Origin of the sequence: Nocardia sp. NPDC051911 (assembly GCF_040681035.1) — a bacterium.
GTDB classification, from domain to species: domain Bacteria; phylum Actinomycetota; class Actinomycetes; order Mycobacteriales; family Mycobacteriaceae; genus Nocardia; species Nocardia sichangensis.
Genome location: NZ_JBFAXY010000011.1, coordinates 223,645 through 243,459, shown reverse-complemented (window position 1 = coordinate 243,459; position 19,815 = coordinate 223,645). Strand labels below are relative to the sequence as shown.

Below are 19,815 nucleotides of genomic sequence, written 5' to 3'. Positions count from 1 at the left end.
TCAGGGGCAGGCGGTGAGAATCCGCGTCATGGCGTCCTTTTCGGCCGCGGTGACCCAGAGTTGGTAGGCCGTCTTCACCTGGATCTGCCTGGTCACGTAGGCGCAGTGGTAACCCTTGTTCGGCGGCAGCCAATCGGCCGCGTCGGAGTCGCTCTTGGACTGGTTGGTCGGACCGTCCACGGCCTGCAGGTTCAGCGGGTCGTTGGCCAGGTCGCGGCGGCGTTCGGCGGAAAGCTTCTGTGCGCCTTTCTGCCACGCGTCCGAGAGCGCGACGACATGGTCGATCTGCACGTCGTCGGAGGACTTCGTGCCGCGCTTGAAGTCGATGGTCTTTCCGGTGTAGAAGTCGGCGAGCGTTCCGGTCGCGACGATGCACTTGCCCGACTTGAACGTCACGTCGGTCATGTCGCGCTGGAGGATGTCGTTGCGGGTGTCGCAGCCGTTGTTGCCGCCGGGCACCGAGACGTTGTCGGACCAGGGCGGCCCGAATTCGTCACGGCTGTATCCGGTCTTGGGCGCACGGTCGGCCACGCGCAGCGCGTTCAACAGCGCGAGCGCGTCGCGCGAGGGAATCGGGGCGGGCGCGTCGGCGCAGGACCGTCCGCCGGAACCGCAGCCCGACGCGGTCGACTGGCCGGGCGGAACGGTTGTGCAGGAGACCAGTCCGATGGAAGTCGCCACCATGATGCCGATCAGAGCCAGCCGTTGCACTGTGGACTTCATCGAACTTCCTAACGCCGAATCCCTTTGAAACTGTAACCGGCGAAAAGGTATCCAGTGACCGGCTTCGCGCAACCGATCGGCGCGTATGAGATTCGGCACAGCTGGCCGGTAACGGGCCGTGCGCCAGAGCTGCCGAGCCGGAGAACGGGGCCGCCCCCGAATCGCCGTGCCGGCGCCGATTCGGGGGCGGTGATCACGAGGAGGCCGGTGGAGCCGCGCGGTTGTGCGGATGGTTGTCCACTCCGAAGCCCGCACTGGGACGACACCACGGGGCTGATGAGGGGGAGGTCCCGAGGTGTCGAGCCGCGCCTGCTCCGGACTCACTCGTGATGATCAGGGGTGATCGATGTCCGGCGGGCGCCGGTGACCAGGGAAGCCGCTCTCCGGTTGCAGCACGCATCCGCTCCGTCTCGATCACGCTTTGTTCTACGTATCAAGACAGTAGATAGATGCCGCGCGAATTGGCAAGTTCGTTCGGACGGTTCGAAAAGTTTCTCAGCCGATCTTCAGTTTCGGCCACACATCTACTGCATGAGTACGGATGTATCCGAGATTTGCCGCCCTCGCGACGACCGGTTCGACGGGCCTGTGACGATGCTCACTCCACATCCGGTCACAGGCGGTGTGATTCCTGTGTCCAAACGGGTGCAGGCGAAAAGCCGGACCCGAAAGGACCACATCATGCCCACCGTCGACGTCATCGACTCGTTCATCAATTACCGCGACACCGGTGCGGGAGAGATCCCCGTCGTGTTCCTGCACGGCAATCCGACCTCCTCGCATCTGTGGCGCAACGTCATTCCGCACGTGGCCGACCGGACCCGAGTGCTGGCGCCGGACCTGATCGGCATGGGGGAGTCGGGCAAGCCGGACAGCGCCTACCGTTTCACCGATCACGCCGCCTACCTCGACGCCTGGTTCGACGCGCTCGGGCTGGACCGAGTGGTGCTGGTCGGACACGACTGGGGCGGCGCGCTGGGCATGGACTGGGCCGCGCGGCATCCCGGCCGCGTGCGCGGGATCGCGCTGATCGAAACGTTCCTGCGGCCGATGCGCTTCGACGAGCTGCCTCCGCTCGGCGCCGAGCTGTTCCGGAAGTTTCGCTCGGCGGAAGGGGAGCGGATGATCCTGGAGGAGAACATCTTCATCGAGTTCAACCTGCCGAAGGGCGTCGCCGACCTGTCGCCCGAGGACCACGACGTGTACCGGGCGCCGTATCCGACCCCGGCCTCGCGCAAGCCGCTGCTGGTGTGGCCGCGGGAGTTCCCGCTGGACGGCGAGCCCGCCGACGTGGTCGCCCTGGTGCGGAACTACGACGATTGGGCGGCCGCGACGCCCGAGGTGCCCAAGTTGCTGATGGCGTTGGAGAACGGCGTCGGGCTGGGATCGGCGGAGGCGATCGACTGGGCCGCGAGCACCTTCGCGAGCGCCGAGGTCGTCGCGATCCCTCCGGCGGGCCACCACGCGCCGGAGGATCGGCCGGACGAGATCGGCCGGGCGGTCGCGCAGTGGCTCGATCGGCACGCCTTGGTCGGTGCCGCCGCTCGCGCGTGATCTCGGCCGCGCTGTGACCCGGCAGTGCTTGCGCCGACCGCGGCGCGGGCCGAATGATGGCCGGATGAGCACGGAGCACGAGCGGGTCGCGGCGGACGAGAAGGCCATGGTCGCCCGCGCGGTCGCGGGCGACCGGGACGCCGTCGCCGAGGTGGTGCGCCTGTTGCAGGACCCGCTGTACCGGCTGGCGCTGCGCATGGTCTGGCGGCCCGCGGAGGCCGAGGACGCGACGCAGGAGATCATGGTGCGCGTCCTCGATCATCTGCACACCTGGCGCGGCGAGGCGAAGCTGCTCACCTGGGCCTACCGCATCGGCGTCAACCACCTGCTGAATCTGCGGCGGCAGACCCCGCAGGAGGCCGCGGAACTGAGCTTGGACGCCTACCGGGACGGACTGGCCGACGGTCTGTCGGAGGCGGACTATCGCGGACCGGAAGCGGTGCTTCTAACTGCCGAGGTGCGGCTCACCTGTAGTCAAGGCATGTTGCAATGCCTGGCCCGGGACGAACGGATCGCGTTCGTGCTCGGCGACGTGTTCGAGCTGAACTCCACCGAGGCCGCCTGGATCCTCGACATCACCCCCGCCGCCTATCGAAAGCGGTTGGAGCGCGCCAAGAAACGGCTCGGGAACTTCCTGAACTCGACCTGTGGCCTGGTCGACCCGACGGCGTTCTGCCGCTGCTCACGCCGCGTGGACAAAGCTCTGGCGCTGGGACGGGTCGACCGGAGCCGTCCGGTGTACGCGCGCCATCCGGTCAGCGCGGGCGGGCGCACCGCGGCCGAGGCCGAACGGCAGATGATCCGGCTGCACGACGCGGCGTCGGTGCTGCGCGCGCATCCCGACTACGCCGCGCCGCAGGCGAAGATGGACGCGATCGCGGGGCTGCTCGGTTCGGGGCGTTTCCCCATGCTCGAGGAGACGTGAACCCGCCGCGTCGGTGATCAGCCCGGTGCTTCCGCGTCGGGTGAACCGGTGGCGGGTGAGGTTCCTCGTAGTTCCGTTGCCAGGCGTGTGATCTGCGCGGGGCCGACCCGGCAGCAGCCGCCGATGATCCGTGCGCCTCGGGCGAACCAGTCCCTGGCTTGCCCTGCGGTGAACCGGGTGGGGCCGGTCCAACGGTGGCGCGCCGCATCCCAGTCCTCACCGCTGTTCGGGTAGGCGACCACGGGCTTGCCGGTTCCCGCGGCGAGTTCGACCGCGGCGGCGACATCGGCGGGCGCGCAGCAGTTCACGCCGATCGCGACGATCGAGTCCGAGCCCGCGGCCACCGCGAAGGCATCGGTGAGCGGTTGCCCGGCTCTGGTGCGCGCGCCGTCGACGGTGTAGCTCAGCCATGCGGGCACGCCGAGGTCGTTCACCAGGTCGACCAGCGCTTCGGCTTCGTCGACGTCGGGAACGGTCTCCAGGGCCAGCAGGTCGGCGCCCGCCTCCGCGAGCACCTCCATGCGCGGTCGATGCCAGGCCCGCAGTTCGGCCACGGTGCGCCCGTAGCGGCCACGGTATTCCGATCCGTCCGCCAGCGCGGCGCCGTAGGGGCCGACCGAGGCGGCGACCCAGCGGCGTCGATCAGCGGTCTCGGCGTCGCACGCGGCACGAGCCAGCGCCACGCCACGTCGCCACAGCTCCACCGTCTGCGCCTTGGTCAGCCCGCGCGCGGCGAAGCCATCGAAAGAAGCCTGATAGGTGGCGGTGGTCGCGATGTCGGCGCCCGCCCGGAAATAGGCTTCGTGCACGGACCGGATCGCGGCGGGATCGTCCACGAGCAGACGGGCCGACCACAACGCGTCGGACAGGTCGTGGCCGCGCGCCTCCAGCTCGGTGGCCAGTCCACCGTCCGAGATCAGTGCCCCCGCCGCAGTGTCGAACAGCACGGCTCCACTGTAGGACGCGGATTCACTCGTCGTCGGTGGGCTGGGCGGTCGGGGGTACCCCGGTGTCGAGGAAACGGATGAGCCGGTCGATGCGCGCGGTGTGGTCGGCACAGCGCTCCAAGTGGTGTCCCAGCAGTGCGTTGTCGATCGCGACTTCGGTGGACGGCTGGGACGCGGGGTCGCGCAGCGCGGAATGCAGTTGCCGGTGCAGCGTTTCCATCGAATGGTCCGCGGGCGTCTCCTCCTCCGGCAGCGGGTGCCGACCGGCGACCGCTCGCCCGGCCGAAGCCGTACGCTCGGCCGCCAGCTTGCCCATCGCGGCGAGGATGTCCAGGATGGGTTGCTCGGCAGCGTGTCCGGGGTGACTCTGATACACCTTGTCGGCGACCCGGCTGGCGAGCCAGCCGATGCGGGACAGCTCACCGGCGATCTGGATCGCGGTCACCACATGCCGCAGGTCGCGGGCCACCGGAGCCTGTAGCGCCAGTAACACCACGGTGCGCGCCTCGCAAGCGCCGTACATCTTCTGCAACTGCTCGTCGAGCGCGAAGACCTCGTATGTCGCGGTGAGGTCGGCGTCGACGAGCGCGTCGGTGACACGCTCGACGGCGTCGTGGGCCAGCGTGCACATCAGCGTCAGATCATTGGTCAACGCGATGAGCTCGGCAGTGAACTGGGTGCGCACCGCCAAATTCTCACCTATCGACCGGGGCGGGGTCGATTCCTTGTCGGATGTTCTTCGGTAACGACATCGCCTCGACATGCCGTCGCGAACGGGAACGCTGGACCACGCGCGATCGCTTCGCCAGCAAAACGACGGGAAAATACAGTTGAGGCAGTGCTTTTCGCGGCCGGAACACGCTATGGCGGATCAGGCGCACCGGCGCGCGCGACGGCGGGCGGCACTCGCGCACGCATGCCGGCCGGGGCAGCGGAGGAGATGCATTGCCCGATCGGGGATCTATGGCGCGCATCACATTGCGCTGTTGCGGCGCATGGCGACTCGCGTGGTTGCTCGTCGCGTGCCCTGTTCGGCTCCGTGCGGCGGCGTGGACGGTCGATACTGCGCGACGCGATGGGCGGGCGTTTGCGTCCCGGTTCCTGTGGCTGCCGCGGTCCGCCGCGTGCGGGTCCGTGCCCTGGTCAACGCCCGAATCGCACACGCGGCGAAGCCAGCCGACAGGTGCGCCCGGTGTTACGGTCGCGGCATGCCGAACTTGCGCGATATCCAGCATCGTGTGGTGACGACGTTCCAGCGCCGACTGGGTAATCCGATCCTCAGTACGCTGCCCGGGCAGACTCTCCTGGAGACCACCGGCCGGGTGAGCGGTCAGCCGCGGATCACTCCGATCGGCGGACGAAAGATCGGCCGGGAATTCTGGCTGGTCTCCGAGTTCGGCGAGCGATCCCAGTATGTGCGGAACATCAAGGCGGACAATCGAGTCCGGCTGCGGCTGCACGGCCGCTGGCACGCGGGCACCGCCCACCTGCTGCCCGACGACGACCCGCGTGCCCGGTTGGCGGCCCTGCCGCGCGCCAACAGCGCGGCCGTCCGGTTGGTCGGCACCGACCTGCTCACGCTGCGCATCGATCTGGACGACTGAACCCGCGGCGGGGCGGTGACATTGGTCGCCTGATCTGGATGCGGGCGATTTGCTGGGACCATGGTGGGCATGATCCGTCTGTTCACCGCCCGTTGGACCGTGCTCGTACCATTGCTCGCCGTCGTCGCCCTCGCGGTCACCTGGGGCCGAAGTCTGCCCGGTGTCGCGGTGACGGTTGTGGTGGTGGCGTTGATCGGTGCGGTGCTCTCGGCGGTTCATCACGCGGAGGTGGTGGCGCGCCGGGTCGGTGAGCCGTTCGGCTCGCTGGTGCTGGCCATCGCGGTGACCGTGATCGAAGTCGCGCTCATTCTCACGCTGATGACCCAGGGCGGTGACAAGACCGCGACCTTGGCCCGCGACACGGTCTTCGCCGCTGCGATGATCACCTGCAACGGCATCCTCGGTCTCTGTCTGCTGGTGGGGGCGTTGCGCAGGCGCGTGGCGGTGTTCAACGCCGAAGGCACGGGTGCGGCGCTGGCCACCGTCGCGACGCTGGCGACGCTCAGCCTGGTGTTGCCGACCTTCACCACGAGCAAACCCGGCCCGGAGTTCTCGCCCGCGCAGCTGGCCTTCGCCGCGGTGGCCTCGCTCGCGCTGTACGGCTTGTTCGTGATGGTGCAGACCGTGCGCCATCCGGACGACTTCCTGCCGGTGGAGGCGGACGGCGTCGTCGCCGAGGACGACGAGCGCGTCGAGCCACCCAGCGTGCGCGACGCCGTCACCAGTCTCGGTCTGCTGCTGGTCGCCCTGGTCTGCGTGGTTGGGCTGGCGAAGGTGGTCTCGCCCGCCGTGGAATCGGCGGTCCAGTCGGCGGGTCTGCCGCAATCGGGGGTCGGCGTGGTGATCGCGTTGCTGGTGCTGCTGCCCGAGACGATCGCCGCGGTGCGGGCCGCGCGCCGCGACCAGGTGCAGATCGGTCTCAATCTGGCGCTGGGTTCGGCCATGGCGAGCATCGGCCTCACCATTCCGGCGATCGCCGTGGCCAGCATCTGGCTGGACGGCCCTTTGGTGCTCGGCTTGGGGGCGACGCAGATGGTGCTGCTGGCGCTGACCGTCGTCGTCGGTGGGCTGACGATCGTTCCTGGACGGGCGACGCTGCTGCAGGGCGGCGTCCACCTGGCCGTGTTCGCCGCCTTCGTCGGCCTCGCCGCCAGCCCCTAGCGGGCGGCTCAGACGAGCGCCTCGACGCGGTCACCGCCGAATCGGTGCGGCGCCAGCGGTGCGAACACTTGGACGCCGGACGGGCGACACCCCGCCTTCGGTGGTCGCGAGCCGCGCGCTCAGTGTGGGTGCTGAGCCGCGTATCTGGCTCGTTCCAACGCTCGGCGCCGCGCGCGCTGCGGATTCTCCAGATCCGCGGGCAAGCCGTGCTTCGCGAGCCGATGCGCGCGGTTCATCGGCATGAAAGCGATCGTGTAGAACAGGGCCAGCAGCAGCGCCAGCAGGACCATCGCGCCGCGCAGCCACAGCTCGCCGGGGAAGAGCAGGAACACCGCGAACAACGGTGTGAACGGCACCAGTCCGCGCAGCACGTGCCGGGTGGCGGCGAACCTGCCGGTCAGGTCGTCGCGCACCCACTCACGCATCGAATCGGGCAGGCGGCGGCCGAAGGCGTAGCCGATCCACTGGATCGGACCGGGCCGTCGTTGCTCTCGGGTCATGACCGGGCTCCTGGGTTCGAGGACGGGGCGTGGGGCTCGGCGAGCACCGACCGGCGGGCCGCCTCGTTCACCCGGGTGAGGACATCGCGCAACTGCTCGAGGTCGGCCAGGGTCACGCCGAGGCGTTGGACGACGGCGGGCGGTATCCGCTCGGCCTTCGCGCGCAGTTCGGCTCCGGCCGGGGTCAGGTTCACCACGAGGTTGCGCTCGTCTCGGCTGTCGCGTTCGCGACTGATCAGTCCGGCGGCTTCGAGGCGTTTGAGCAGCGGGGACAGTGTGGGGGAGTCGAGCTGGATGGCCTCGGCGATCGCTTTCACCGACATCGGCGCCTCGCCCCAGAGCGCCAGCATCACCAGATACTGCGGGTGGGTGAGCCCGAGCGGTTCGAGCAGCGGACGGTAGACGGCCAGCACCGCGCGATTGGCCACGGCCAGCGCGAAGCACACCTGCCGGTCCAGGCGCAGCGGATCCTCGATCTCGGTCTCCATCGGTCCTCCTTGTCCTCCCTCAAATTAGCGCATGAATAGTTAGTGCGTTAATCAATGTGGGCGACATCTCGGCGCGAGATACCGGCTTCGGGGCCGCCGCTGGATACCGTGAATCCATGCACCACGACGCGGGTCCGCTACGCATCGAGGAACTCGACGCGGTTCGTGGCTTCGCGCTGTGCGGCATGCTGGTGGTGAACATCTGGCGGATCACCGACATCGCGGCGACGGACGAATCGGGCGTGGTGCTACCGATCCGGCACACGCTGTCGGTGGTGTTCGAGGGACGGTTCTTCCCGATCTTCTCGTTCCTGTTCGGAATCGGCTTCGCACTGCTGCTGGACAGTGCCGAGGAACGGAGCGAGCGCCCGCGACTGGTCCTGATCCGCCGCTTGCTCGCGCTCGGGGTGATCGGCCTGGTCCATCAGCAGTTCCAGCCGGGTGAGGCGCTGCTGCCGTACGCGTTGGCCGGGCTGGCGATCCTGCTGCCCGCCTCGGCGCTGCCGAACTGGGCGGTGCTGCTAGCGGGACTGGTAGGGACCTTCGGCGTGGCGCTGGCCCTCGGCGGCGGGCTGGCCCTGGCGCCAGGGTTGTTCCTGCTCGGCCTGGCCACCGCGCGCGCCGGGATCGTGGACACACTCGATGAGCGGGGCTGGCAGATCGCCGCGGTCTTCGCCCTCGCCCTGCCCGCCGCGATAGTGGCGGGCAGGTGGGAATACCGCACGCCGTATCTGGAGCTGTGGTCCACTCCCGCCGTGGCTGTCGCTGGTCTACTGGGCGCGCTGGCCTATGTCACCGGGCTGCTGCTGTTGCTGCGCATCGAGCCGGGCCAGGTACTGGCGGAGGTGTTGCGGCCGCTGGGTCGCCTGGCTTTGACCAACTACGTCGGCGCCACCGCGCTGATCCTGCTCGCGGCACCGCGTCTCGGCCTGTCCGGCTCCGGCAGCTACGCGGCGGTGCTCGGGTTGGCGGTCGGGATCATCGCGGTGCAGGCGGTGTGCAGTGCCGTGTGGTTGCGGTTGTTCGAGTACGGCCCGCTGGAATGGGTGTGGCGTTGCGTCACCTGGTGGACCGTGGTGCCGATCCGGCGGACGCGCGTGCCGAGCCGCCCGTACTGAGTTCAGCGCGGGGCCGCCGGATCGCCGGTGTTATCCAGCTCGGCCAGGGTCGCCGAAACCAAGGGCCCCGTCTCGAATTGGACGGCGACCTCGACCAGCCAGGCCGACTCGGCGGCCAGCGTGGGTCGACTCGGTTCACGGAACGACTGGTCGTCGCCGGTGGGCGGCAGACCGAGCCGGTGCGCCCGTAGCGCCGCGGCGATGCGGGCGGCCTCGATCGCGGCGGCTCTGCTGCGATCCGGGATCGCCAGTTCGGTCGCCAAGCGCTCGGCGATCGCCACCGCTTCGGCGGACAGATGCGGTCGCAACCGCAACAGCCAGTCCCGTATCTCGATCACCCTGCGGTACACCCGATCTCGGGCCGCCGTGCCGCGCCGGTCCGGCGGATGCGCCAGTTCCGGGTCCACCTCGCGCAGGGCCAGCCACAACGGGCGCAGCCGCGGCAGCGCCCGCAGCCGGGCGGTGGTGTGCAGCAGCCACGGCGCCAACGAGGGGCACAGGTAGCCGACCAGCATGACGGTGGCGCCCAGGCTCGCGAACGCGGGCGCGATATCGGTGTTGAGGAGACGCAGATCGATACCGGCCCACGCCGCGCCGATCGCGATCACCTTGCCCACGCTGTAGCCGAGCGCGACGGCGCTGCCGAGCGCGAGCAGCCGCAGGCCGCGGCGCAACCAGATTCGATCGACCTCGCCCATCCACCGGCGGCACAACACGATGATGCGGATCAGCGCCGCAGAGTAGACGGTGAGGTAGACGCCGAGGAACGCCACCGCCAGCGGGACTTTCGCGTAGTGGTCGTCGAAGTCGGTGGGATGACTCTCGTCGTGCACCGGCGCCGCCGTGAACAGCGCCGCCAGCACGACGGGCACGAGCACCGGCGGGACGAGCACGCGCCGTGCCGCGCTCGCGTCCGGTTCCCGCTCCGCCACCATGAACCCCGTCCAGACCACTTGGGCGAGCACCGCGCCCGCGATGGCTCCGTACACCACCAGAGACGCCAGGTTGGGCACGCCGGAGACGTCATCGATCCAGGTATAGGTGCGCGGCACAGCCGCTTCGAACCCGATGCCCGCCGCGAGGATGGCGAACGCGACCGCCCAGCGCGCGGGGTTGCCCGGGTTGCGCAGGGCCAGACCGGTTCGCCACAGGAACGCCGCGAAGGCGAAGACGCCCACGCCGCCGTACACCAGCGCGAACCACATGCTCAGCTCGGCCCCGGCCCCAGCGCGTCCAGCAGTCGGCGCGCGGCGACCGGCGCGGAATCGGGCAGGACCCACTCCTCCCGTGCCGTCCACTGCGTGATGTGGTGCGTCATAAGCATATTCGCGAGGTGTTCGGCCTCGCGTTCCTGCGGCTGCGCGTAGCTGGTGCGCCCGAGCATGCGCCGCACGACCGCGGGGTCGATGTTCGGCGCGAGCAGCCGCACGGCTTCCGCGCCGCGCACGTCGACGGTGCGGTGGCCGGCGAGCAGATGGCCGAGTTCGTGACAGACGATGTGATCCTGATGCATCTTGGAGGTGTTGCGCTGATAGGCGATGAAATCGATCGCGTCGGTGACCAGCAGGCCGCCGGTGAGGCCGGTGACCGGGAAGCTCTCCGGGCGCAGCCGCAGGGGACGGGCGCGCCGCTCGGCGACGGCCTCGGCCAGCTCGCCGACGGTGAACCGGCCGGGCAGTCCCATGGCGCGCAGCTCCCGGCGCAGCCAGCGACGATCCAGCACCGGCTGGTCACCTCCGTCCTTGCTCCAAGCCGCGATCCGCATCGCTCACCCGTTGTGCTCGTTCTCGATGCGTCGCAGGATGTCCAGCATCGCCAGCACCGATTCAGCGCGGACCGTACCCTGTTGCAGCCCGTCGCGCAGCACCAGTTCGAGTACCTCGTGTTCGGCATTTCCCTTGAGCGCGTTGATCAATGCCAATTCGCTGCCGCGCGCTGCCGCCAGTCGCGGGTCGGTGAACGGATCCAGGCTGTCGAGCCCGAAGTAGCCGCGCAACACCTCCAGCGTCTCGTAGGACGGGTTCACCGCCTGCCCGGTGCGCAGCTTCCAGAGGTAGTTGGCGGACAGGCGCGTTCCGGTGGTGCGGTGGATGTCTTCGGCGAGCGCCCGGTGGGTGATCTCCTGCGGTCGCCCGTCTTTGCCTGCGGGCGGGTGTATTCCGTTGATGAGCGTGTTGAGAGCCCGTGTAAACGGGTGTAAGCCGTCCCCCATATCAGCGTGTCTCCTGTGGTTGACAGGGCCTGTGGCGTAGATCATACTCGTCCCTGCTCCGCCAGCACATGCCGGTGTGGTCGCCCCCGAAGGGGCGTCGGCCACGAGAGGCCCGGCATCCCAGAGCGGTAGCAGGTGGGGCGATCATCGTCGCTCGCCCCATTTCATCGGAGCCGCACCGGTAGTGTCAGTGGTCCGCGATGGCGGAAACCGGAGCGCCAGGCGATCTCTCGTTCGTCCACCGCGAGCGCCGCATCCGGCCATCGCGTGAGGACGTGTTCGAGAGCGGCCGCGGTGAGGGTGTGTACCAGCGCGTTCCCCAAGCAGGCGTGCATGCCGTAGCCGAGCGCGAGCTGGTCCGCGCGGTCCCTGGCGAGGTCCGGTACCGCTGGGCGCGGGAAGATTTCGGGATCGTGGTTGGCCGATGCCAGGCACAGCAGTACCGTCTGTCCCGCGGCGATCGTCGTGTCGCCGATGACCAGGTCGGTGGTCGCGAAGCGCGGTCCGGCCAGCACCTGCGGGGAGAGGTGCCGCAGCAGCTCGTCCACGGCTGATCGCTTGTCGCCCAGGGCGTACCACGTCTGCCGCAGGCCCGGACTGCCGAGCAAGGTGAGCACCGAACCGGCGATCAGATCGGCGAGCACTTCATACCAGACGAACAGCAGGTAGAACAGCAGCCCGGTCAGCTCAGCACCGGTCGGCGACCCGCAGGCCCGGTGTGCGCCTACCCAGCGCCCCAGCGCGGTGTCGGAGCGCGGTGCCCGCGCGGTGGCGTCCGCGATGATCGCGAGCATGGTGGCCAGGGTGTCGCGGGCGCGCGGTGGTGCGGCCGACGGCAGGAGCGTCGAATTCGCCCAGCCGCGAAGGCGTTCGGCAGTGTGGTCGTCGAGGCCGAGTAGTTCGCCCAGCACGGCGGCGGGAAGCGGCACGGCAAGACGCTCGACGAGATCGACGGTCTCGCCCGAATCATCCTCGTGCAGCAGCGAATCCACCAAGCGGGGCGCGCGGTCGGTCCACTCGGCCAATCGGCGTGGCGACAACTCGGAGGTCACCAGACCGCGCAGGCGTGCATGGTCGGCCGGCGCGGCACTGAGCATCGCGTCCAGCGGTGGCGGCACCGAGAAGCCCCGGTAGTCGTCTCCCTGGGCATACCGGACCCGGGTGGAGAGCCGCTCATCCAGCAGCCCGGCCCGTACGTCGCGGTATCGCGTCACCAGCCAGGCCGGTGGCCCATCGGGCGTGCGAACGCGGTGAACGCCCCCTTCGATGCGCAGTCGCTCGAGCGTGGGCCACGGGTTACGGGCGAAGTCGGAGTCGAACACATCCGTCACTCGCCCATCATCCCGCACTGTGTCCTGGGGACGGTGGCTGCCGAGGGCTGCCGGTGCGTGCTGCGCGCCGATCAGGAGGCGGCGGCTCCGGTCTGCCGGATCGCGTCGAGGACTTCACCGTAGGTCAGCGTGGTCGAGTTCACGAGCGCGCGCTCCGAGGCCACGTCGATGTCGACGGAATCGATACCGTTGACGCCGCGCAGTGACGATTCGATCGCGGACGCGGACTCGCGGGTAACGTTGTGCAGAGTAACCGTGTACGTCATGTAATTCGCATTGACCGATCGCGCTCGCTCAAACTTTCCTTTCCGTCCCGTTTGATCGTGGAGACCCCGGGAATAGCCGGGTTGTCAAACGACTCGACGCAACAGGGATTGCCATGATCATCATCATCGGGCTCATCGCCTTGATCGCGGCCGTGATTATCGGAGTGGCCGCGGTAGTGGGCAACACCGGCCCCGCTCAGCAACTGACGAGCGATTTCGCGGTATTCGACTATCACTTCCACGGTTCCGCCGGAGCACTGTTCGGTTACGGAGTAACGCTCGGTGCGATCGGGGCGTTCGGACTGGCCCTCGTCCTATCCGGCGCCTGGCGGGTCACCCGCCGCGGCGTGGCCGCGCGTCGTGAACTCGCACAGTCCCGTCGCGAGATGGCGGCGGTGCGGCGCGATCTGGCCGCAGGCACTACCGCGCCGGTGGAACGCACCTCGCAGGAGCCGGCTTGGCGGCGGTGGTTGCGCACAGGCGGTTCGGGTACTGCCCGCACCGATCGCGGCGCCACGGTATCGACCTCGAAATCCGTGACCGCGAAATAATTGAGAAGAAAAGGAATACGACAATGATCATTCTCGGCCTCATCCTCCTGGTCTTGGGTTGGCTGCTCGGAATCGGGCTGCTCACCACGGCGGGCATCATCGTGCTGATCATCGGGCTCGTGCTGCTGGTGGCCGGTTCGGTGGGCCGTCCGGTGGGTGGCCGCCGCTGGTACTACTAGGGATTCCGCATGAAGTTCGAAGATCGCCTCGCGCATCAAGTGCAAGCGACCAGGGGCAGCGTGAAGAAATTCGTCGGCCGTGCGACCGGCAACTCCCGGCTGGAGGCCGAGGGGCGGCGGGAGCAGGCCCGCGGCAATCTGAAACGCGCCGCGGACAAGGTGCGGGACGCGTTCAAGCGCTGACCGCGCACCGCTCGACCGGTGCCGGGCGAAGGCCGATGGCCTCCGCCCGGCATTGTCGTGTTCTCGCGAAGGAAAAGTTCGAATTCTCGCGTGCGCGTCAGACTCCGGCGATTCCGGCGAGTTGTCCGATGCCGTAGGTGACGGCCATCGCCAGCGCGCCGCCGAGCACCACCCGGACCACCGCCCGGCCACGGGCACTTCCCCCCAACCGGGCGCTGACCGACCCGGTGAGCGCGAGCGCGGCGAGCACGGCCGCGAACGTCACCGGAATACGCGCGTCGACCGGTGGCAGCAGGATGGCCAGCAACGGCAGCAGCGCGCCGAGGGTGAAGGCCACCGCCGAGGAGAACGCCGCCAGCCAGGGGTTGGTCAGCTCGGCGGGATTCAGGCCCAGTTCGGCCTCCGCGTGCGCGGTGAAGGCGTCGTGCGCGGTGAGTTCCTCGGCGACCTTGCGCGCCGTTTCGGGCGTCAGCCCTTTTGCCTGGTAGATCCCGGTGAGCTCGATCAGCTCGTAGTCCGGCTCGTCGCGCAGCTCCCTGCGCTCTTTCGCCAGCAGAGCCCGCTCGGAATCGCGCTGAGTGCTGACCGAGACGTATTCGCCCACCGCCATGGAGATCGCGCCAGCCGTCAGACCCGCGATGCCCGCGGTGAACAAGGCCGGTGTATCGGTGGTGGCCGCCGCGACGCCGACGACCAGACCCGCGGTGGACACGATGCCGTCGTTCGCGCCGAGCACACCGGCGCGCAGCCAGTTGAGTTTGGACGCGAAGCCGTTGCCGTGCGGTTCGTGCGGATGTGCGCCGGAGGCGTCGGTCGTGCGATCCATGAAACGCACCCTAATCACCACCGTGTGACGCGGGCGGGAATCGCGACAGCTCGAACGGTTAAGCGCGGGGTTGGCGGAGGACCGCCAACGGATGCGGCGGCATCGTGCGGTGGATGATCTGGAGAATCAGCAGGAACAGCACCGAGAGTCCGGCGGTGGTGAAATCCCCGACCAGAACCGCCAGTACGGCGAACGCGCCGAACACCGGAAACTCCAGCACGGCGCACCAGCGCAGGATCCGCAGCCGCCTGGCGTTGGCGGCCAGCCGTTGCACACCGTCGTCGATGATGGTCAGCGCCGTCTCGTAGCGCACCATGCCGTCGCCGACCTGGACGAACATGTGCACGGCCTGGTCGCGGCTGAGCTCGCCGAGCCAAGCCCGGTCGATCAGCCGCTTGCCCTCCTCGGCGACCTCCTTGATAACCGCGTCCATGCGGCCCCCTTCCCAGTCGTCCGGAGAGTCTAGCGGCCGAATCGCGTCTTCCCAGTGACGATTCAAGCGGGCGGGAAGACGTAGACGCGCTCCGGCACGATCCGCACGATCACCCGCCGCGCCTCCGGTTCCGGTGGCGGCGTCGCGCCGCCCATGTACTTGGCGTACATCGCGGTGAGCAGGGTCTTGTCCGGGTCGTCGGTGAGCTCCACCCGGCCGCGCACCTCCGCGTAGCGGCCGTCGGCGCGGCTGAGCACCAGCAGGCTCACCCGCGGATCGCGCCGCATGTTGCGGGTCTTCAGGCGTCCTTCGATCGTGCTGAACAGCAGGGTGTCGCCGTCGTGGTCGACGAAGATCACCGAGGACTGCGGACGGCCGTCCGCGTTCGCGGTGGCCAGTACGGCGGCGTGCGGGCCGTCGATCAGGGTGCGCACGATGTCGTCGAGTTGCATCGGAAGTCTCCTCGGTCGGTGCGGAATCACGGTGATTCCCGTAATGCTGACTTCCGCCGCGATCGGAAGGAATCGCCCAGAGCGATTCTTTTTCGGGTCCCGTCCGGTCCATATCTGCGACGGCTCACGCGTAGTGAACCGGGAAAGGACTCGCGGATGACCTCGACCAGTGCGCTACCGGACGCCGAATTCACTCGCAGTACTCAGCCGTATCGCCGGGAACTGCTCGCGCACTGCTATCGCATGCTCGGCTCGATCCACGACGCCGAAGACGTGGTGCAGGAGACCTATTTGCGGGCTTGGCGTTCGTTCGGCGCCTTCGAGGGCCGCTCCTCGGTGCGGACCTGGCTCTACCGGATCGCCACGAACGCGTGCCTGACCGCGCTCGAGCACCACGGTCGGCGCGTGCTGCCGTCCGGTCTCGGCGCTGCGGGCACGGACCCGTCGGCGCGGCCCGTGGCCGCGGCGGGCGTACGGTGGCTCGAGCCGCTGCCGGACACCCTGGTGACGCCGGACTCGGCGGACCCGGCGGGTGTCGCGGTGGCTCGCGACAGCCTGCGCCTGGCGCTGATCGCATGCCTGCAACACCTGAACGGCAGGCAGCGTGCGGTGCTGTTGCTGCGCGACGTGCTCGGTATGCCCGCGGCCGAAGTCGCCGGAGTGCTCGACACCAGCACCGCGGCGGTGAAGAGCACATTGCAGCGCGCGCGAGCCCGGTTGACGGCGGTATCGGCGGCGGCCGAGCAGGCGGTGCCGCCGAGCGAGCCGGGGCAGCGCGCGCTGCTCGAGGAGTATCTGACGGCCTTCCGACGCGCCGACCCGGCCGCCATCGAACGACTGCTGCACCGGGACGCCGTGCTGGAGATGCCGCCGTCGGCCACCTGGTTCTCGGGTAAGCGGACGTGCGTCGCCTACCTGGCCGAGCACGTCCTCGGCGCTCCCGGCGCGTGGTTGCTGTTCCCGGCCGCGGCGAACGGGCAGCTCGCCGCGGTCGCCTATCACCGGCAATCGGATTGCGTCTACCGCGCTTTCGGCGTCGCGGTGCTCACCACGACCACGGACTCGATCATCCGGATCACCGCGTTCGGCGACCCGGATCTGGTCACCGCGTTCGGATTCGCCCCGGTCCTCGGGTGAACGAAGGTCGCGATACTCGCACGTGCGCGGTACTTCTTGCCGGGAGTCGGATCGGTCGTGGAGAGCTATCGGCCGCGCTGGATCTCCGGCCGGTCGTCTCGAATTCCGATCCAGGCGTAATCCCGCGCCCTGGTGATCGCGACGAGCTTCTGCCGTTCGGCGAGTTCGGCTCGTTCGCGTCCCGCGCCGGTGCGTGAGTCCGCGCCCGCGGGCCAGGTCGGATGGAAGACCGCCGCGAAATCGAGCCCCTTGGCGCGATGCACCGTGCCGACCTTGACCGCCGCCCGCGGTGTTCCGTCGTAGTCCTCCAGGGGCAGTGTCGCGATGCCGACGGCCTCCAGCGCCCCGGCGAGCCGCCCGGCCTCGTGCCGCGTCCGGGTGAGTACTGCGATATCCGACAACGGCTTTCCGCATCCGCGAATACCGTCGACCAGCGCGGCCTCCAGGTACTGATCCGGTCCACGCCAGATCCGCACCACGCCGTCGGGCAGGGTGACGTCGGCATCGCGCAGCGGCACGCCGGGCGCGTCGTCGAAATCGCCGAGCTCGTTCACCGCATCGATGCCCGCGGCGTTCTCCCAGACGCGGCGGCGGTTGCGGTAGTTCACCCGCAGGATCTCGCCGCGGCCGCGCAGATCGATGCCCGCCTCGGCCATGCGCCAGCCTCCGGCGTACACCTGCTGCTGGCCGTCGCCGAGCAGCAGCAGCGGACTCGACCCGTTGCCGCCCGCGATGGCGTGGGCCAGCCGCAGCCCGGCCAGCGTGATGTCCTGCACCTCGTCGACGACGACCGCGTCATAGGGTTCCGGGAGCGGTTCGTTGCGGATCTCGGCCAGCGCGATGGCGATGACGTCGCTGTAGTCGGAGATGCCCCGCTCGCGCATCTCGCTGACGTACGGCACGTACAGCTTGTGCCACACGTCGGCGCGCCGGTCGTCGCCGAGACGAACACCGTTGCGCCCGTATCGGTCCGCGCGCTGGTAGACGTCCAGGTCGTCGATCTCGCGCCCCTTGATCACCCGGTCGATCTCCTCCCGCCAATAGCTCGCGCGCGGCTCGATGTCCTCGAAGTCGGCCCTCGCCCGTTCCCAGACGCGGCTGAACACGCGGTCGGCTCCGTGCGGGTCGAGTTTCGGCGCGGCGATCCGCTGTGCGAGGAAATCCAGGGCCCAGGCGTGCAGACCGGCGAACTGGACGCGGCTCTCGGTTCCCGGGGCGAGCCTGCGGAAGTAGGTCTCCTGGCAGTTCGCGAGCGTCTTCACGAACGTCGTGTACAGCTGACGGCCGGTGGATCGCCGCGCCTGCCTGGCCATTCGGTGCAGCGCCACGACGGTCTTCCCGGTGCCCGCAGGGCCGGTCAGCCGCGCGGGGCCGGTGTAGTTGCGCGCGACCAGGATCTCCTGTTCGGGATCCAGGAAGGTCATCCAGTGCTGGAACGGCCTCTGCAACGCCGTATTCCGCTGCGGCGCGAGCACCTCCGACCGATCGAGCAGAGCGGGATCCGCTGCGCCCTGCGCCGCTTCCTCGAACTCCAGCAAGTCGTATTCGCGGGCCGACTGGTGGGCGACGGTGTTCGCGATGGCCTGTACCCGGGTGGGTCGCAAGTGCCGCTGCCGTGCGCGGATCACCCGATCGAGCTCGCCCGGCCCGGCCACGGCGAACCGGCCGTCCACGCGCACCCCGATTCCGGCGGGTACGAGCAGGACGAGCTGCACGTCATGGGGGACCAGCTTCTCGCGCCCGAACTGCAATCGGCCGAATCGCGCCTCGACGTCGCGGTGGATCTCGTCGAGTTCGGCCGGGACGCCCTCGGCGAAGCGCAACGCGAAAAGTCCTGTTTCGCAGAACAGCAACGCATGGGCGTGCGTGGCGGGCAGGTCCACGGGGTCGCGATGGACGAGCAGGTATCGGCCCGGTTCGGCCAGCGCCTCGGCGAGAAATGTGCGCTGGTGCGATGTCAGGCCGGGAATGCGGGTCAGCGTGTCCGTGACACGCGAAAGCCAGGCGTTCATGGAGTCCCCCTTCCGGTGCACACCTACCCCGTCTTCGACGGTAAAGACACCGCGTCGAGGAGGGAATGCGCCGAGGGCTTTCCGGGACAACCGTTATCGAAACAGGCGGATCGGACACCGGACCGTTGTCGGCCTGTCACCCGAAAGTGTTGTGCTGCTGTGTTCTTCCGTCGGATTCCACGCGGCGCAGGGTGGTCGGCGTTGTGCCCCACCATCTTCGGGCACATCGGGTGAAGGTCGCTTGTTCCGACAGCCCGATCAGCGAGGCGACCTGACTCATCGGCATATCCGTCGTGGTCAGATAACGCCGGGCCGCGTCCCGGCGGACCTCGTCCAGAATCGCGGCGAACGAGGTGTGTTCGGCGGCGAGGCGTCGTTGCAAGGTGCGCGGGTGCACGGTGAGCAGCCGTGCCACCGCGCCTATCTCGGGCGCGGATGTACCCAGGAGCTGCTGGACGGCGGCGCGCACCTGCGGGGCGAGCGCCGCCGCCGCGTCACCGGACTGCTCCGCGAGGAAGGCCATCGCCAGCCGGTGCAGATTCTCGTCACCGCCGGTGAGCGGCGTGCCCGCCAGGCTGCGCGGCATACGTAGCGCCGCGAAGGGCCGCTCGACCCGCACCGGGGCGCTGAAGAATTCTTCGTAACCGGCGAGCGCGGCCTCGGGCCGATAGGGCAACTCGACCGAGCGCAACCCGTATCGGTCGCCCACCAAGCGCTGAATGGTGCGATGCACGAACGCCAAGCCCAGGTCGGTGCCCTGGACGGGGGTGGGAAGTCCCGGCCGCACGCTGTAGCGCAGCGCGATCACGCCGCGATCCCCGTAGGGGTCCGGTTCCAGCGTCAGGCTCAGCGACCGCGCGTGCAGGAACAGGTACCGCGCCGTGCACTCGAGCACGTCGGCCAGCGACGGCGAATTCCGGATGGCCAGCGCCAGCGGGCCGAGCATGTCCAGATCCTGCCGCTGGGAGATCCGCAGACCCAGATCGGGGCAGCGCAGCTGGTGCGCGGCCAGTTCCAGGACGGCCGCGACGCGCTCGTCCGGCACGAGCAGATCGTCGGCGTCCAAGGCGGCCACCGGCAGCCCGCACGCCGTGGCCAGCGCCTCCGCGTCACCACCGAGTTCGGCCACGGTCGCGCGGAAACCGCGCAGCCCTGCGGATCGAATCACCGACATGTCGTCGAGGATCAAATAGTTGTCGCGCAAAGTCAAGAT

At 69.1% G+C, this 19,815-nt stretch carries 24 protein-coding genes; 9 read left to right on the top strand and 15 right to left on the bottom strand.

Annotated features, from left to right (window positions below; translation table 11 throughout):
- Positions 1 to 723 carry an HNH endonuclease family protein gene (locus AB0L97_RS16680; RefSeq protein WP_364430114.1) on the bottom strand — a complete coding sequence of 241 codons (723 nt, stop codon included), beginning with the start codon at positions 721 to 723 and terminating at the stop codon, positions 1 to 3.
- 531 nt (positions 724 to 1,254) lie between these two features.
- Between AB0L97_RS16680 and AB0L97_RS16675 the strand changes: the two genes are divergently transcribed.
- Both AB0L97_RS16675 and AB0L97_RS16670 read left to right on the top strand, forming a co-directional pair.
- A complete protein-coding gene (locus tag AB0L97_RS16675) occupies positions 1,255 to 2,277 on the top strand; it encodes a haloalkane dehalogenase (RefSeq protein ID WP_364430111.1) in 1,023 nt (340 codons plus the stop codon).
- A 64-nt stretch (positions 2,278 to 2,341) separates the two neighbouring features.
- On the top strand, positions 2,342 to 3,202 hold the full coding sequence (locus AB0L97_RS16670; protein WP_356966913.1) for a sigma-70 family RNA polymerase sigma factor: 861 nt from the start codon (positions 2,342 to 2,344) through the stop codon (positions 3,200 to 3,202).
- 17 nt (positions 3,203 to 3,219) lie between these two features.
- Here AB0L97_RS16670 and mmuM read toward each other — a convergent pair whose 3' ends face one another.
- Positions 3,220 to 4,122, bottom strand: coding sequence for a homocysteine S-methyltransferase (gene mmuM, locus AB0L97_RS16665; protein WP_364430166.1), 903 nt, complete (start codon positions 4,120 to 4,122; stop codon positions 3,220 to 3,222).
- Positions 4,123 to 4,171: 49 nt separating this feature from the next.
- Positions 4,172 to 4,834, bottom strand: a complete 663-nt coding sequence (locus tag AB0L97_RS16660; protein WP_356966915.1) for a PhoU domain-containing protein — start codon at positions 4,832 to 4,834, stop codon at positions 4,172 to 4,174.
- Positions 4,835 to 5,357: 523 nt separating this feature from the next.
- On the opposite strand from AB0L97_RS16660, the gene AB0L97_RS16655 reads away from it, so the two are divergent.
- Together AB0L97_RS16655 and AB0L97_RS16650 are read left to right on the top strand one after the other, a co-directional pair.
- On the top strand, positions 5,358 to 5,753 hold the full coding sequence (locus tag AB0L97_RS16655; RefSeq protein ID WP_355075629.1) for a nitroreductase/quinone reductase family protein: 396 nt from the start codon (positions 5,358 to 5,360) through the stop codon (positions 5,751 to 5,753).
- Positions 5,754 to 5,822: 69 nt separating this feature from the next.
- Positions 5,823 to 6,914: an ionic transporter y4hA gene (locus AB0L97_RS16650; RefSeq protein WP_364430106.1), complete on the top strand. Its 1,092-nt coding sequence runs from the start codon at positions 5,823 to 5,825 to the stop codon at positions 6,912 to 6,914.
- Between the two features lie 119 nt (positions 6,915 to 7,033).
- On the opposite strand, the gene AB0L97_RS16645 is transcribed toward AB0L97_RS16650, so the two are convergent.
- On the bottom strand, positions 7,034 to 7,414 hold the full coding sequence (locus AB0L97_RS16645; RefSeq protein WP_364430103.1) for a DUF5313 family protein: 381 nt from the start codon (positions 7,412 to 7,414) through the stop codon (positions 7,034 to 7,036).
- Entirely contained in the window at positions 7,411 to 7,902 is a 492-nt protein-coding gene (locus tag AB0L97_RS16640; RefSeq protein ID WP_356966920.1) for a MarR family transcriptional regulator, read from the bottom strand. The genes AB0L97_RS16645 and AB0L97_RS16640 overlap by 4 nt, the downstream gene beginning before the upstream one ends.
- A gap of 116 nt (positions 7,903 to 8,018) precedes the next feature.
- On the opposite strand from AB0L97_RS16640, the gene AB0L97_RS16635 reads away from it, so the two are divergent.
- The gene (locus AB0L97_RS16635; RefSeq protein WP_364430098.1) at positions 8,019 to 9,020 is read left to right on the top strand and encodes a DUF418 domain-containing protein; all 1,002 of its coding nucleotides are present in this window, start codon (positions 8,019 to 8,021) and stop codon (positions 9,018 to 9,020) included.
- A gap of 2 nt (positions 9,021 to 9,022) precedes the next feature.
- On the opposite strand, the gene AB0L97_RS16630 is transcribed toward AB0L97_RS16635, so the two are convergent.
- The 5 genes from AB0L97_RS16630 to AB0L97_RS16610 form a co-directional block, all read right to left on the bottom strand.
- Positions 9,023 to 10,225 carry an MAB_1171c family putative transporter gene (locus AB0L97_RS16630; RefSeq protein ID WP_364430095.1) on the bottom strand — a complete coding sequence of 401 codons (1,203 nt, stop codon included), beginning with the start codon at positions 10,223 to 10,225 and terminating at the stop codon, positions 9,023 to 9,025.
- 2 nt (positions 10,226 to 10,227) lie between these two features.
- The gene (locus tag AB0L97_RS16625; RefSeq protein ID WP_364430092.1) at positions 10,228 to 10,785 is read right to left on the bottom strand and encodes a hypothetical protein; all 558 of its coding nucleotides are present in this window, start codon (positions 10,783 to 10,785) and stop codon (positions 10,228 to 10,230) included.
- A gap of 3 nt (positions 10,786 to 10,788) precedes the next feature.
- Positions 10,789 to 11,232 carry a hypothetical protein gene (locus AB0L97_RS16620; protein ID WP_355075641.1) on the bottom strand — a complete coding sequence of 148 codons (444 nt, stop codon included), beginning with the start codon at positions 11,230 to 11,232 and terminating at the stop codon, positions 10,789 to 10,791.
- Positions 11,233 to 11,396: 164 nt separating this feature from the next.
- The gene (locus AB0L97_RS16615) at positions 11,397 to 12,563 is read right to left on the bottom strand and encodes a cytochrome P450 (protein ID WP_364430088.1); all 1,167 of its coding nucleotides are present in this window, start codon (positions 12,561 to 12,563) and stop codon (positions 11,397 to 11,399) included.
- 71 nt (positions 12,564 to 12,634) lie between these two features.
- Positions 12,635 to 12,829 carry a heavy-metal-associated domain-containing protein gene (locus AB0L97_RS16610; RefSeq protein ID WP_067802986.1) on the bottom strand — a complete coding sequence of 65 codons (195 nt, stop codon included), beginning with the start codon at positions 12,827 to 12,829 and terminating at the stop codon, positions 12,635 to 12,637.
- A gap of 113 nt (positions 12,830 to 12,942) precedes the next feature.
- Here AB0L97_RS16610 and AB0L97_RS16605 point away from each other — a divergent pair, with 113 nt between their 5' ends.
- From AB0L97_RS16605 to AB0L97_RS16595, 3 genes are read left to right on the top strand one after another with little or no spacing between them, the layout of a single operon-like run.
- Entirely contained in the window at positions 12,943 to 13,380 is a 438-nt protein-coding gene (locus AB0L97_RS16605) for a hypothetical protein (RefSeq protein ID WP_364430084.1), read from the top strand.
- 23 nt (positions 13,381 to 13,403) lie between these two features.
- On the top strand, positions 13,404 to 13,559 hold the full coding sequence (locus AB0L97_RS16600) for a DUF6131 family protein (RefSeq protein WP_086006372.1): 156 nt from the start codon (positions 13,404 to 13,406) through the stop codon (positions 13,557 to 13,559).
- Positions 13,560 to 13,568: 9 nt separating this feature from the next.
- Positions 13,569 to 13,742, top strand: a complete 174-nt coding sequence (locus AB0L97_RS16595) for a CsbD family protein (protein ID WP_355075646.1) — start codon at positions 13,569 to 13,571, stop codon at positions 13,740 to 13,742.
- A 97-nt stretch (positions 13,743 to 13,839) separates the two neighbouring features.
- Here the strand turns inward: AB0L97_RS16595 and AB0L97_RS16590 are convergent, their stop codons facing one another.
- The 3 genes from AB0L97_RS16590 to AB0L97_RS16580 form a co-directional block, all read right to left on the bottom strand.
- Complete coding sequence (locus AB0L97_RS16590) at positions 13,840 to 14,568, bottom strand: VIT family protein (RefSeq protein ID WP_355075648.1); 729 nt, start codon at positions 14,566 to 14,568, stop codon at positions 13,840 to 13,842.
- Between the two features lie 58 nt (positions 14,569 to 14,626).
- A complete protein-coding gene (locus tag AB0L97_RS16585; protein ID WP_364430079.1) occupies positions 14,627 to 15,001 on the bottom strand; it encodes a hypothetical protein in 375 nt (124 codons plus the stop codon).
- Positions 15,002 to 15,063: 62 nt separating this feature from the next.
- Positions 15,064 to 15,453, bottom strand: a complete 390-nt coding sequence (locus tag AB0L97_RS16580; RefSeq protein ID WP_355075652.1) for a PPOX class F420-dependent oxidoreductase — start codon at positions 15,451 to 15,453, stop codon at positions 15,064 to 15,066.
- 156 nt (positions 15,454 to 15,609) lie between these two features.
- Between AB0L97_RS16580 and AB0L97_RS16575 the strand changes: the two genes are divergently transcribed.
- On the top strand, positions 15,610 to 16,590 hold the full coding sequence (locus AB0L97_RS16575; protein ID WP_364430076.1) for a sigma-70 family RNA polymerase sigma factor: 981 nt from the start codon (positions 15,610 to 15,612) through the stop codon (positions 16,588 to 16,590).
- Between the two features lie 65 nt (positions 16,591 to 16,655).
- Here the strand turns inward: AB0L97_RS16575 and AB0L97_RS16570 are convergent, their stop codons facing one another.
- Positions 16,656 to 18,602 (bottom strand): UvrD-helicase domain-containing protein, encoded by a 1,947-nt coding sequence (locus tag AB0L97_RS16570; RefSeq protein WP_364430073.1) that lies wholly within the window; start codon positions 18,600 to 18,602, stop codon positions 16,656 to 16,658.
- Between the two features lie 136 nt (positions 18,603 to 18,738).
- Complete coding sequence (locus tag AB0L97_RS16565; RefSeq protein WP_364430070.1) at positions 18,739 to 19,812, bottom strand: AraC family transcriptional regulator; 1,074 nt, start codon at positions 19,810 to 19,812, stop codon at positions 18,739 to 18,741.
- Between the last annotated feature and the right edge of the window lie 3 nt (positions 19,813 to 19,815).